11 protein-coding genes and 1 tRNA gene are annotated in these 13,030 nt (G+C 43.0%); 1 reads left to right on the top strand and 11 read right to left on the bottom strand.

Annotated elements, in window-relative coordinates; translation table 11 throughout:
- The first annotated feature begins 81 nt into the window (after positions 1 to 81).
- The gene (locus Q0058_RS02720; RefSeq protein ID WP_366869629.1) at positions 82 to 228 is read left to right on the top strand and encodes a hypothetical protein; all 147 of its coding nucleotides are present in this window, start codon (positions 82 to 84) and stop codon (positions 226 to 228) included.
- 23 nt (positions 229 to 251) lie between these two features.
- On the opposite strand, the gene Q0058_RS02725 is transcribed toward Q0058_RS02720, so the two are convergent.
- The 11 genes from Q0058_RS02725 to mraY all read right to left on the bottom strand — a co-directional run bounded on the left by Q0058_RS02725 (position 252) and on the right by mraY (position 13,024).
- Positions 252 to 1,262 (bottom strand): T9SS type A sorting domain-containing protein, encoded by a 1,011-nt coding sequence (locus tag Q0058_RS02725; RefSeq protein ID WP_298221201.1) that lies wholly within the window; start codon positions 1,260 to 1,262, stop codon positions 252 to 254.
- Between the two features lie 221 nt (positions 1,263 to 1,483).
- Positions 1,484 to 1,557: transfer RNA gene (locus Q0058_RS02730), tRNA-Arg, on the bottom strand.
- 58 nt (positions 1,558 to 1,615) lie between these two features.
- Positions 1,616 to 2,065: a GatB/YqeY domain-containing protein gene (locus Q0058_RS02735; protein WP_298221202.1), complete on the bottom strand. Its 450-nt coding sequence runs from the start codon at positions 2,063 to 2,065 to the stop codon at positions 1,616 to 1,618.
- A gap of 225 nt (positions 2,066 to 2,290) precedes the next feature.
- Positions 2,291 to 4,249 (bottom strand): cell division protein FtsZ, encoded by a 1,959-nt coding sequence (ftsZ, locus tag Q0058_RS02740; protein WP_298221203.1) that lies wholly within the window; start codon positions 4,247 to 4,249, stop codon positions 2,291 to 2,293.
- A 51-nt stretch (positions 4,250 to 4,300) separates the two neighbouring features.
- Positions 4,301 to 5,722: a cell division protein FtsA gene (gene ftsA / locus Q0058_RS02745; protein WP_298221204.1), complete on the bottom strand. Its 1,422-nt coding sequence runs from the start codon at positions 5,720 to 5,722 to the stop codon at positions 4,301 to 4,303.
- Between the two features lie 6 nt (positions 5,723 to 5,728).
- On the bottom strand, positions 5,729 to 6,451 hold the full coding sequence (locus Q0058_RS02750) for a cell division protein FtsQ (protein ID WP_298221205.1): 723 nt from the start codon (positions 6,449 to 6,451) through the stop codon (positions 5,729 to 5,731).
- On the bottom strand, positions 6,448 to 7,788 hold the full coding sequence (gene murC, locus Q0058_RS02755; protein WP_298221206.1) for a UDP-N-acetylmuramate--L-alanine ligase: 1,341 nt from the start codon (positions 7,786 to 7,788) through the stop codon (positions 6,448 to 6,450). Before murC ends, Q0058_RS02750 begins: the two co-directional genes overlap by 4 nt.
- A 40-nt stretch (positions 7,789 to 7,828) precedes the next feature.
- Positions 7,829 to 8,923, bottom strand: a complete 1,095-nt coding sequence (murG, locus tag Q0058_RS02760) for an undecaprenyldiphospho-muramoylpentapeptide beta-N-acetylglucosaminyltransferase (RefSeq protein ID WP_298221207.1) — start codon at positions 8,921 to 8,923, stop codon at positions 7,829 to 7,831.
- A gap of 15 nt (positions 8,924 to 8,938) precedes the next feature.
- Positions 8,939 to 10,276, bottom strand: a complete 1,338-nt coding sequence (locus tag Q0058_RS02765; protein WP_298221208.1) for an FtsW/RodA/SpoVE family cell cycle protein — start codon at positions 10,274 to 10,276, stop codon at positions 8,939 to 8,941.
- A 187-nt stretch (positions 10,277 to 10,463) separates the two neighbouring features.
- Entirely contained in the window at positions 10,464 to 11,798 is a 1,335-nt protein-coding gene (murD, locus tag Q0058_RS02770) for a UDP-N-acetylmuramoyl-L-alanine--D-glutamate ligase (RefSeq protein WP_298221209.1), read from the bottom strand.
- The gene (gene mraY, locus Q0058_RS02775; RefSeq protein WP_298221210.1) at positions 11,798 to 13,024 is read right to left on the bottom strand and encodes a phospho-N-acetylmuramoyl-pentapeptide-transferase; all 1,227 of its coding nucleotides are present in this window, start codon (positions 13,022 to 13,024) and stop codon (positions 11,798 to 11,800) included. The genes murD and mraY overlap by 1 nt, the downstream gene beginning before the upstream one ends.
- Positions 13,025 to 13,030: the final 6 nt, after the last annotated feature.

A 13,030-nucleotide genomic window follows, 5' to 3' on the forward strand; every position in this document is an offset into this window, starting at 1 on the left:
TTTTAGTCGAAACCAAATGTAAATAAATTAGTTTGAAATCTAACTTTTCGTAAAAATAAGATTGAAAAACTAAAAGATTTAATGGCTAGAAAAAACGCTTCCACAATCATTGAAGTCGATGGCGGTGTCACCAACAAAAACGCCGCACAACTCTTGGCTGCCGGCGCTGATATTGGTGGCGGGAAATTATGTTTTCAAAGCCGTAAATCCTACCCAAACCATTGCTGATAAAAGGCTGGCCTCGAATTAACTTATTCCTTAATGACTTTAATCACTTGTGCTTTATTGTCTGATTCCAGTTTGACAAAATAGTTTCCTGCTTTGAGTTGACCTAGTGGCACCCTCACATCAAGGCTGTCAAAATGCTGCTGTAGTATTTTTTGGCCCATGATATTGAAGACTGTCACGTCTTTGATCATATCTTTTGATGCTACATCTAACATATCCGCTACCGGATTTGGGCTATATGTTAAATCGCTAAAATCAAATTGGCTGTTGGCCAGGACTGTGGCGCAACCCACCAAAGAAGCTGTACAATTCAGAATACCATTTGATGCTGCACTAACCAAACAAATCGTTGTAGGGCCTGAGTTCGGCGGCAGCGAAATCGAAGCAGTTCCTGCACTGTCAAGCGTGATGGTTTGGAATGACTCACCATTGTATATATAAGTGACAGTAGCATTTGGCGTGCCAATAAAAATTACGTTGTCGCCCGATGCTGAAATCATCGCTGTCGGAAGTGCCACTACCGCAACATATATTGTGGTCTGCTCAGCACATTGTCCCGGATTGGGTATGAAAACATAAGCGCTGCTAACCGTAAGGTCTATCACAGGAGGTAACCATGTGCCTGTAATTCCGTTGAACGAAGTTGCAGGCAGGGTCGGCCCGACCGAACCTGCACAAATGGTTGTGGTTGTAAAGCCAAATTGAGGCACCATGGTCGGCACAATAATCACATTTGTTGTAGTGACAAATGCCGGATCTACTCCTGATGAAGGAATCGTGTACGTAACCATATAATTTCCGGAATCACTTTGTGAAGGAAATATATTACCGTTAATGCTATCGATTGTCAATCCTCCGGGAAACGCGCTAAATGTTCCCCCTGGCGTTAATCCGTTTGTAATAACACTTTGCGTCGGCGAAGTTTGGCATACCGGAGAAACATAAAATATTGTTCCACCGGGCGGATTGGTTCCTGCGCTTGCCATGAAAGCGTTGGACAGCAACAAAAATAAAAGGAGTAATTGCTTTTTCATGAATACTGATTTAGTTGGTCTGGATTTGTAATTGATTTTCAAATGTAATGAAAAAGTAAAAAGACATCACAAAAGGTTATGTAAATCAACCATGATGTCTTTTGTGACCTCGGAGGGGTTGACTCCGTCTTACCCTCAAAGCTCCGCTTTGATAAAACTTAAAAAGAGAAAAAACACTCAAGCGAGCTTGGACGTTTTTTCTCTTTTTAAGTTTTCATTCGTGACCTCGGAGGGGTTCGAACCCCCAACCATCAGAGCCGAAATCTGATATTCTATCCAGTTGAACTACGAGGCCATTTTTAGATTGTGAGACTGTAAGATTTCAAGATCATAAGACAGCCTATTAATCCTATTTATACTAATAATTTCTTCACGATGGCAGAAATGGTTTTTCCTTCTGCTGTACCGCCCAACTGTGCCGTAGCCAATCCCATAACTTTTCCCATGGAAGCGATTCCGGATGCTCCGGTTTCTGCGATAATTTTAGCCACTACAGTTTCTACTTCTGCTTCGCTTAGTTGTGCGGGAAGAAATTTTTCGATTACTGCAACTTGTGCCAATTCTGGTTCTGCAAGGTCCGGACGGTTTTGTTCGGTATAGATTTTGGCACTTTCCTTACGGGTTTTTACGAGTCGCTGAAGCAATTTAATTTCTTCGTCTTCGGTGATTTCTTCTTTTGAACCACTTGCGGTTTGTGCTAAAAGCAATTCTGATTTGATGGATCGCAACGCTTCAAGCGCTACAGTATCTTTGGCTCTCATGGCATCTTTGATGTGTTCCATGATTTGTGCTGATAAACTCATAAGTGTGTGTGTTTAATATTCGTAATGGTGCCTCTGTTGCTTGCCCCGGATGGCAACGGTATCCTTTGCTGCCGGGGTTCGGCAGGAAAGATTTAGTGAACAGCCGGATGAAGGCCCGACAAAACTACAAAAATTTCAAGAGGTTTGCTTATCTTTTACAAACAAAATAACCCGAAAATTCGAGGGGATTTTCGGGTTATTTACTAGGATTTGGGTGATATCTGCTTAATCGACGTTGTCGTGAAGGAAGGAATTGTTCGAACGCAACTGAATGTCGTCGTTGCTGTCGGTTCCTAGTGACGTACGCGATGCGGAATTGTCATTTGGATTGGTCGAAATATCGATTCCCAATCTTTTGTAGGCCGGTTCTTTCTCGAACTCTTCCATACGCGACGGATTGTTGTGGAATTTATAATTGAACTCTTTCAACTTTCGTCTTCTTTCGTCTGCTCTTACTTTCAACGAATCTTCGATCGACATTTCCATTGGCGAAACATCTTCGAAAGCTGCCGAGAAATTAGAAACTTCATCGACTTTCTTCATCGTGATGTCAAGTTCCGGAGCGATAGGTTCCGCGGCAACATTTTCAACCGGTTTTGAGTTTAGAAGCTCATTTTCGAGTTCCATATATTCTTCAAGCGAATATTTAATGATGCCGTTTTCATTGAGTTCGGTCATCGGAACGACTTGTACCGCTTGGTTTACGATAATATCTTTGGTTTCGCTGGTGAGTTCGAAAAGAATTTTGTTTTCATCAACAACTGGCGCTTCTTCAGTTTTACTAATTGGCAAATCGAAACTGAACGTCACTTGCTCTTCTTTCACTTCGGTGTGATCGAACACTTTAATTTCTTTCACATCGGCAACCACCGGTTTTGAGATTTCAAAATCAAGTGGTTTTTCAGGTGAAACGATTTCGAAAGTCACATCCAAACTTTTGATGAATTCGGTCATCGCGATCAATTCATTGTTGTCGATCATGACTGGTTCCTGAACGGTTTCTTCCGCTAGAGGCGCTTCGTCTTCAATCAATTCAAAAACGATTTTTTCTTCTTCATGAACTGCGGCCGGCGTTTCAATTTCTTTATCCAATTGGAAAGAAGGAATCGCTTTGTTGGTCAGATCGTGCTCTAATTTATGCTCGCCATCTAAAGAATGGATGATTTTTTTAGGTTCTGTATTGACGATTTCGTTTTGTTGTTCTACGTTAAATCCGGTAGCGATAATTGTCACCGCAATAGAATCTCCAAGGGTTTCATCTTCACCAACTCCCATAATGATGTTGGCGTTGAAGCCCGCTTCAGTCTGGATGTGATCGTTGATTTCCCCGATTTCGTCAATCGTGATTTCGTTGGTTCCAGAAACGATAAGCAACAATACGTTTTTGGCTCCGGTGATTTTATTGTCATTCAAAAGCGGCGAATCTAAAGCAGCAATGATGGCTTCTTTAGCACGGTTGTCGCCGATGGCGGTAGCCGAACCCATAATGGCCGTTCCGCTGTTTGACAATACCGTTTTCGCATCTTTTAAATCGATGTTTTGCGTGTAGTGGTGTGTGATGACTTCAGCGATACCACGGGAAGCGGTCGCCAACACTTCATCAGCTTTAGAGAAACCGGCTTTAAAACCTAAATTGCCGTAAACTTCTCTTAATTTATTATTGTTGATGACAATCAAAGAATCGACTTGCTTGCGTAGTTTTTCTACACCAAGTAAAGCCTGATCCGAACGAACTTTCCCTTCAAACTGGAACGGAATCGTCACGATACCAACTGTTAGAATATCTCTTTCTTTCGCCAACTGAGCGATTACCGGAGCCGCACCTGTTCCTGTTCCACCACCCATACCTGCAGTGATAAACACCATTTTGGTATTGGTATCGAGCATCTTTTCGATGTCAGCGATGCTTTCGATTGCGGATTGCTGTCCGACTTCAGGATTAGCGCCAGCGCCAAGTCCTTCGGTAAGATGCACGCCCAATTGAATTTTGTTGGGAACGGAACTGTTCTGCAAAGCTTGAGAATCGGTGTTGCAGACGATAAAATCTACGCCTTTGATGCCTTGCTTGAACATGTGATTGATGGCATTGCTTCCGCCACCGCCTACTCCAATTACTTTGATGACGTTGGATTGATTTTTAGGTAAATCGAACGAAATGTTTCCAAAATCTGAGTTGCTTGTCATAATTTTTGGTTTTTGATATTCTTATTCTTTTATGCTTGTTTAGTCGGGGCCTTACTCTGCGTTGTCTAAAAATTCCTTAATCTTGTCGACATATTTGTCAAAAAACGAACGTCGGATTTTTGTTTCGGTCGATTCGGGTTTGAACACCACTTCTTCAACCACCGCTTGTACCTCTTCTTTCGGTGCTTCGGCTTTTTCAAAAACCACTTCGGCTTCCGGTTTCGGAATGTCGAAAGGTTCGAAAGTCCTTTCCTGTTTGAAAGTCACTTTTTCCGGAACCACAGTCGTTTCTTTTCTGACCGCGCTTTGCGTTTTGTTTTCGATGCTGTTCATCACCAAACCAACCGCTGTAGCGTATAACGGGCTGGAGATTTCTTCATCGGAGTTTCCGGCCAAATGCTCGTTAGGATAACCGATTCTTGTATCCATTCCGGTGATGTATTCAACGAGTTGTTTGATATGTTTCAAATTTGCGCCGCCTCCGGTTAAAACGATTCCTGCAATCAATTTCTTGCGCGGATCTTCGTGACCGTAAGCTTTGATTTCTGCAAAAACCTGTTCGATAATTTCAACAACGCGCGCGTGGATGATTTTCGAAAGGTTTTTCAAGGATATTTCCTTTGGTTCTCTTCCGCGCAATCCCGGGATGGAGACGATCTCGTTGTCTTTATTTTCACCAGGCCATGCAGACCCGAATTTAATTTTCAATAATTCCGCTTGCTTTTCAATGATCGAGCAACCTTCTTTGATATCGTCCGTAATCACGTTTCCTCCGAAAGGAATTACTGCCGTGTGGCGGATGATGCCGTCTTTAAAAATCGCTAAATCTGTTGTTCCTCCACCGATATCGATAAGGGCAACTCCGGCTTCTTTTTCCTCTTGGCTCAAAACGGCGTCGGCTGAAGCTAAAGGCTCCAACGTCAATCCTGACAATTCAATGCCTGAACTCTGGATGCAACGCCCAACATTTCTGATCGAAGAAGCTTGTCCGACAACCACGTGGAAACTGCTTTCCAAACGCCCGCCGTACATACCAATCGGTTCTTTGATATCGGATTGTCCGTCGATTTTAAATTCCTGTGGCAATACGTGAATGATTTCTTCACCCGGAAGCATCGCCAGTTTGTGTACTTGGTTGATCAGCAAATCGATGTCTTTTCCACCAATCACTTCTTCGGCATTCGCACGACTGATGTAATCGCTGTGCTGGATGCTGCGAATGTGTTGCCCGGCAATACCAACAACAACGTCTTTGATTTTATAGCCTGAATTGTTTTCCGCTTCCAGAATGGCTTGCTGAATAGAATGGATGGTCTGCGTGATATTGTTCACGACACCACGGGCCACGCCAAGACTTTTGGATTTCCCAACGCCTAAAATTTCCAGCTTTCCATACTCGTTCTTCTTGCCGATCATGGCGACGATTTTGGTGGTTCCAATGTCAAGACCTACTGCGATATTTTCTTTTTCCATAATCTATTATTTAGAGCACACGACCTGTTGCGTAAACGTCAGATTGATTTTTTTGTATTTGTATAGCGAACTGTCTACAACGGCTTTTTGATAAAACGCTTTATAGTTGTTGAATTTCCTTTCGATATTGATCGTTTTACCGAATTCAATCTCGTAATCGAAATTCCGGTTCAACATTTTTAAGCTGCCAGTCGGCGTGATTTGTATTCCGATGATGTTTTTTTTCAAAAAGTCATCGTCGTAAACAAACCGCAATAATTTGTTGAATTCGTCCTGATTTACTTTGTTAATTTCCCCCGAAATAATTGGAACTCTTGCGGTAAACTCTTCCGACAAAGGCATTGTACTTCCTTGATAGTCAATGTAAAATGACCCTTGTTCGTTGAACAGTCTCGCAATGGGCGTTTTTTGTTTGACCACGGCTTTTAAGACCCCATCAATACTCACGAAAACCTCAGATTTTTCAATCATTGGGTTCGCGTTGATAGACTTTTCCAATTGGTTCAAATCTAAATCAACTTTTTGGATGGCTGAAGCATCCGTTTTATTTTCTATTAACAATTTATTAACCGTTTCCTGCTTGATGAACGGGTTCGAATCATCGGTAAAAACGACCATTGATTTAGCCAATTTCCGGTGCTCGTTTCGCATCGAAGTGAACGAATACAGAAACGCCATCAAGGCAATCATCAGGACCAATCTTATGTTACTCCATTTGAAAAATTTCATGACAATGCTTTTTTAATCGGTTTGACCAATTCACCAATATCGCCCGCGCCTATGGTGACTATGACCGTGGCGTCGCTTTTTAAAATCTCCGGAATCAGATCCGTTTTGGAAACCAATTTCACGTTCGGATTCGTCATTTTTGACAACAGCCATTGTGAGGTTACGCCTTCCATCGGCAATTCTCTGGCCGGATAAATATCAAGTAAAATCACTTCGTCAAAAGCCGATAAACTCGCTGCAAATCCTTCAACAAAATCCCTTGTCCGGCTAAACAAATGCGGTTGAAAAATCGCGAGCACTTTTTGATTAGGATATAACTCTCGGACCGCCTGATGCACGGCATTGATTTCGGTCGGATGGTGCGCATAATCATCAATGAACACCAAATGGTCTTTCTGAATCTGAAATGAAAATCTTCGACGGATTCCCTTGAATGAAGCCAATGCTTTACGAATATCATCTGTGGATACATCATAAGTTTTCGCCATCGCCAAAGCCATGAGCGCATTCATCAAATTGTGCGTTCCCGGCAAGCTGAATCGAATGTCGGTCAATATTTCGGTAGGCGTCTGCACATCAAAAACGTATTGGCTGTTTTCAATCCGCACGTTAAATGCTTTGAATTGCGCATCATCATTCACCGCAACCGTAATTCCTTTCAAAGCCAATCCTTTCGCCACGAACAGTTTGGTTTTATCTTGCACTTTATCCGCAAATTCCAAAAACGAAGCTTCAATCGAGGCTTTATCGCCATAAATATCAAGATGGTCCGCATCGGTCGAAGTCACGCAAGCGATATCAGGATGCAGATGCAAAAACGAACGGTCGAATTCATCGGCTTCCACCACGGTTACTGTTTTTCCGTTGCCGATTAAATTGGAGTCATAATTCTCAACAATGCCGCCAACAAAAGCCGTCACATCGACACCACTTTGAAATAATATATGCCCGAGAATGCTTGAAGTCGTGGTTTTACCATGCGTTCCTGCAACGGCGAAACAAAATGTGTCCTTGGTTATGATGCCCAACACTTCCGATCTTTTTTTGATCTGGTAATTCCTTTCGATGAAATAATTCCATTCGGAATGCGTCACGGGAACCGCCGGCGTAATAATCACGAGCGTATTTTCTACGTAAAAATCTTCTGGAATCAGTCTGATGGCATCTTCAAAATGAATGGCGATCCCACTTTCCTGCAATTCCTTCGTGAGCTCGGTTTCGGTTTTGTCGTAACCTGACACCTTTTTGCCAATGGTTTTGAAATAACGCGCCAACGCACTCATTCCGATGCCTCCGATGCCGATAAAATAGACGTTATGGATTTGGTTCAGGTTCATTTTGAGTTGCTGAGCGACTGAGTAACTGAGTTTGCTCGTTTTATGTTTTGATTAATTTTATAATTTCTTCAACGATATCTTTTGTGGCGTTTGGTTTTGCAAGCGCTTTGATGTTCTTGGATAACGTCATTTGTTCGTTTTCATTTTGCAAAAGCTGCGTAAAAACCGTTTCGAATTTTTCGTCGAGTTCGGTTTCTTTCAACAGTAAGGCGCCATTTTTGTCAACAATCGCTTTGGCGTTTTTGGTTTGGTGGTCTTCAGCAACATTCGGCGATGGAATGAAAATCACAGGTTTCCCGACAATACATAATTCCGAAACTGATGAAGCTCCGGCGCGTGAAATCACGAAATCTGCGGCAGCGTAAACCATATCCATTTTGTCGATGAAGGCCAGCACCTGCACATTTTCTTTTTCATTGAAATGCTGGTATTCCTCGATATAAAATTTCCCACATTGCCAGATGACTTGAACGCCTTGTGACGCAAAAAATTCAATTTCTTTGGCGATGAGTTGGTTGATTCTTCTCGAACCCAAACTTCCGCCGAGCACTAATAATGTTTTCTTCGCCGCATTGAGTTTGAAATAGGCGATGCCATCAATCCTTTTCTCATCAATCGCAATTAAATCTTGCCGAACAGGATTTCCGGTCAGACGGATTTTATCTTTTGGGAAAAAGCGTTCTAAATTTTCGTACGCGACGCAAATGGATTTCGCTTTTTTAGCCAATAGTTTGTTCGTAATTCCCGGATAGGAATTCTGTTCTTGTATTACAGTAGGAACACCTGCGCGATTGGCCGCCTGCAATAAAGGCCCGCTCACAAATCCTCCGGTACCGATTACGACATCGGGTTGGAATTGCTTGATGATTGCCCTAGATTTCATAAGGCTTGACATCAGTTTTATAGGAAACATCGCGTTATCTATGGTGATTTTGCGTTGCAAACCAGCAATCCATAAACCTATGATTTGGTAGCCTGCTTGCGGCACTTTCTGCATTTCCATTTTGTCCCGAGCACCTACGAACAGGAATTCTGCATCGGGAAACCGCGACTTCAATTCATTGGCAATAGCAATCGCCGGGTAGATGTGTCCACCGGTGCCGCCGCCGCTTAGTATGAATTTTAGTTTAGTCATTTCTTTTGAAAGGTGCTAAGGTTTGCCAATTACGGCGTTCATCGGGTTGGTTTTATCTACTATCGAATAGCCTTCGGTTTTAGCGAGTGCTTCTTGTTCTTGTAATGCTGCTTCGGCGCGTTCTTCGCGTTCGATTTGGGCGTCGATCATGCGTTTGAGTGTTTCTTCGCGTTGTTGTTTTTCGTCGAGTTCTGCGGCGATTTCTTCTTCCTTTTTGGTCACGCCGATGATGATTCCGAGCGCGATGCAGGTCATCCAGATCGAGCTTCCTCCGCTACTGATCAGCGGTAAGGTTTGTCCGGTGACGGGAAGCAATTCGACTGCAACGGCCATATTGATTAAAGCCTGAAACACAATTGGAAATCCTAAGCCAACAACGACGAGTTTTCCGAACAATGAATTCGCTTTGTGCGCGGCGACAATGAATCGGAAAAACAAAAGCATGTAAAGTCCTAAAATGGTCAGTCCGCCAATAAGCCCGTATTCTTCAACGATGATGGCGTAAATGAAATCGGAAGATGATTGCGGTAAGAAGTTTTTCTGGACACTTTTTCCCGGTCCTAAACCTTGGATTCCACCGGATGCGATGGCGATTTTGGCTTTCTCGATTTGGTAATGCTCGTCATCAGTATCTTTATTTTCGTCTTTGGAGGTAAAGCTTTCGATACGGCTTTCCCAGGTTTTGACACGGCTGAAAAATTTGGCATCAGGAAATGCTTTACTCATAAGGAAGAACAATGCGAGCGCCATGATTCCTGCCGCGATGATTAATCCGATATATTTTAGGGGATACTTTCCGATGAATACGAGCATCAACACCATTGAGAACATCAAAGCTGCAGTAGAAAAATTCGCCGGAAGGATGAATCCTAAGGTGGTAAAAACCGGCAGCCACAATTCCCATAATGAGTTTTTGAACGTAATCGGTATTTCTCTTTTTTTGGATAAATAACGCGCCACGAAAACCATCAAAACGATCAATGCTAAAGTCGAAGTCTGGAAGGTGATTCCGATGAACGGCACCTGAATCCAGCGGCTCGCGTTGGCTCCGGCAATCACGGTTCCTTTGATTAAAGTATACGCCAGCAAAACCCAGACAATCGGCAAAGCGACTATGGAAATGGCGCGGAAATAATGGTAAGGCACTTTATGCACCCAATAGATGATCATAAATCCGATGCAGATGTGCGCAAAATGCTTCACGAGATACCCGAGTGTGTTTCCGGTTCCGTGTCCCATATACGCCAGGTTGCTGCTCGCGCTAAAAACCGGCATAAACGAAAACAAAGCCAACAGGGCCACGAAGGTCCAGATTACTTTGTCTCCTTTAAGGTTTTTGATGAGCTGCAGCATTTTATTATTTTGAATGTTGAATTATATATTTTGAATGTTGGCGTTCCTGTTTCCGTGAACGCTAGCCCTGATGGCAGCGGTATCTTTTTGCGCCGTGGTTCGGCGTAAAAAATTTACCTCACTTGACTTTTATTTTATTTGTGTTCGGTGAATGCCATGCATTTAGCGTACAGCAGGTTCCCGGCTCCTATAAATTCTGCACCGCGTTTTTGAACTGCTTACCTCTATCCTCGTAATTCTCGAACAAATCGAAACTCGCGCAGGCCGGTGAAAGCAATACGTTGTCGCCTTTTTCAGCCAAACGTTGCGCCATTTTCACGGCGTCGTTCATCGAATCGACTTCGATCATTACATCGACCACGTTTCCGAAGGCATCGATGATTTTTTTGTTATCAACACCCAAACAAATAATGGCTTTTACTTTTTCGTGGACGAGCGACATCAGTTCGGAATAGTCGTTTCCTTTGTCGACACCACCGACGATCCAGACCGTTGGCGCGTTCATGCTGTCCAGAGCAAAAAATGTCGCGTTGACATTGGTCGCTTTCGAGTCGTTGATGTACTGCACGTTCTGGATTTTTAGGACTTTCTCCAAACGGTGTTCGACACCTTGAAAATTTGATAAACTCTCGCGAATCGTTTCCTTTCGGATCTGCATCAGTTTGGCTACTGATGTGGCTGCCATGGCGTTTTTGATATTGTGCTTGCCTTCGAGCGCAATATATTCGGTCTCCATGATGAATTCTTCTTCGTTGATGTTTACTTCCATTTTATTATTGTTTAGGTAGGCTCCTTTTTTGAACGTTTTCGTTAGTGAAAAAGGAATTAATTGAGCTTTTGTTTTGTTTTGTTTTAACCAGTTTTCTGTGGCTTCGTCGTCTGCATCGTAGATGAAATAGTCGTTTTCGTCTTGGTTCATCGTAATCCTGAATTTCGAAGCGATGTAATTTTCGTATTTGTACTCATAGCGATCTAAATGATCGGGACTGATATTCGTGAGTATGGCGATGTGCGGCTTAAAATCGATGATGCCATCGAGTTGGAAACTGCTCAGCTCCAATACGTAATAATCATATTTGTTTTCGGCAACCTGCCAGGCGAAACTCTTTCCGATGTTGCCGCCGAGACCTACATTCAAACCAGCTGATTTGAGCAAATGATAGGTGAGCATTGTCGTTGTAGTCTTGCCGTTGCTTCCCGTGATTCCGATGATTTTGGCATTGGTAAAATGCGTAGCAAATTCGATTTCGGAAATGACCGGAATTTTCTTTTCTTTCAATTGTTTGACGATATCTGATTTGTCCGGAATTCCGGGGCTTTTCATGACAAGGTCGGCATTGAGGATTTTTTTTTCGGTATGGGTTTCCTCTTCCCATTTGATACCGTTGATTGTCAGTACTTCTTTGTAATGGTCTTTGATTTTGCCGAAATCGGACACAAAAACATCGTAGCCTTGCTGCTTTCCGAGAATCGCTGTGCCGACACCGCTTTCGCCTCCGCCAAGAATTACCAATCTTTTCATTACCTTAATTTTAATGTTACGATGGATAAAATGGCTAACAAAATCCCAACAATCCAGAAACGCGTCACGATTTTACTTTCGTGATAACCTTTCTTCTGATAGTGATGATGCAATGGCGACATTAGGAAAATTCGTCTTCCTTCGCCGAAACGTTTTTTGGTGTATTTGAAATAACTCACTTGCAAAACCACCGAGAAATTCTCGACTAAGAAAATCCCGCACAACAGCGGAATCAATAGTTCTTTACGGACTGAAATCGCCAATACTGCGATGACACCGCCAATGGTCAAACTTCCGGTGTCGCCCATAAATACCGAAGCCGGATACGAATTGTACCAAAGAAAACCAATGAGCGCTCCGACGAATGCAGCGATAAATACTGTCATTTCCCCCGAATTCGGGATGTACATGATATTGAGGTAACTCGAGAAAATGATGTTACCCGAAACGAACGTGAAAATTCCGAGCGCGAGTACTGATATTGCTGAAGTTCCGGCGGCGAGCCCGTCTATTCCGTCGGTTAAATTTGCTCCGTTGGAAACTGCCGTGATGATGAAAATGACAATCGGGATAAATACAATCCAAGCCCAGTTTTCGTAACCGTCGCCCATCCACGATAGTAATTCCGCGTAATCGAACTCGTTGTTTTTGAAGAACGGAATCGTCGTCGCGGTTGATTTTTCCTCAATCGGCGTTTGCGAAATCACGTTTTCAGTTTGCTTTAAGGTGATGGTTTTCGGAGTTTCTTTTCTCAAAGTGACTCCGGGATGCAGATATAAAACCGAACCTACAATCAATCCCAAACCGACTTGTCCGATGACTTTGAAAATGCCTTTCAAGCCTTGTTTGTCTTTTTTGAAAATCTTGATGTAATCGTCGATGAAACCAATCGTTCCCATCCAAAGCGTGGTCACGATTAGTAAAATGATGTAAATGTTGTTGAGTTTCGTCAACAAGAATACTGGAATCAAAGTCGCAAAAATGATGATCAATCCACCCATGGTTGGCGTTCCTGCTTTTTCGTTCTGTCCGGCCAATCCGAGTTCGCGCACCGTTTCGCCTACTTGCTGGTTTCTCAAAAACCCGATGATTCTTTTACCGTAAATCGTCGAAAGCATCAGCGAAAGCATGATTGCGAGCGCCGAACGGAACGTGATGTATTGAAAAACGCCGGTGCCCGGGATATTCAAAGTCTTGTCGAGATATTCAAAAAAATAGTAGAGCATAATGTT

The sequence above is a fragment of the Flavobacterium sp. genome (assembly GCF_027484705.1).
GTDB lineage: Bacteria > Bacteroidota > Bacteroidia > Flavobacteriales > Flavobacteriaceae > Flavobacterium.

Excerpts from the sequence above, each read along its gene's own strand:
- Q0058_RS02720 (WP_366869629.1), top strand. The coding sequence starts at position 82 with ATGGCTAGAAAAAACGCTTCCACAATCATTGAAGTCGATGGCGGTGTC.
- Q0058_RS02725 (WP_298221201.1), bottom strand. The coding sequence starts at position 1,262 with ATGAAAAAGCAATTACTCCTTTTATTTTTGTTGCTGTCCAACGCTTTC.
- Q0058_RS02735 (WP_298221202.1), bottom strand. The coding sequence starts at position 2,065 with ATGAGTTTATCAGCACAAATCATGGAACACATCAAAGATGCCATGAGA.
- ftsZ (WP_298221203.1), bottom strand. The coding sequence starts at position 4,249 with ATGACAAGCAACTCAGATTTTGGAAACATTTCGTTCGATTTACCTAAA.
- ftsA (WP_298221204.1), bottom strand. The coding sequence starts at position 5,722 with ATGGAAAAAGAAAATATCGCAGTAGGTCTTGACATTGGAACCACCAAA.
- Q0058_RS02750 (WP_298221205.1), bottom strand. The coding sequence starts at position 6,451 with ATGAAATTTTTCAAATGGAGTAACATAAGATTGGTCCTGATGATTGCC.
- murC (WP_298221206.1), bottom strand. The coding sequence starts at position 7,788 with ATGAACCTGAACCAAATCCATAACGTCTATTTTATCGGCATCGGAGGC.
- murG (WP_298221207.1), bottom strand. The coding sequence starts at position 8,923 with ATGACTAAACTAAAATTCATACTAAGCGGCGGCGGCACCGGTGGACAC.
- Q0058_RS02765 (WP_298221208.1), bottom strand. The coding sequence starts at position 10,276 with ATGCTGCAGCTCATCAAAAACCTTAAAGGAGACAAAGTAATCTGGACC.
- murD (WP_298221209.1), bottom strand. The coding sequence starts at position 11,798 with ATGAAAAGATTGGTAATTCTTGGCGGAGGCGAAAGCGGTGTCGGCACA.
- mraY (WP_298221210.1), bottom strand. The coding sequence starts at position 13,024 with ATGCTCTACTATTTTTTTGAATATCTCGACAAGACTTTGAATATCCCG.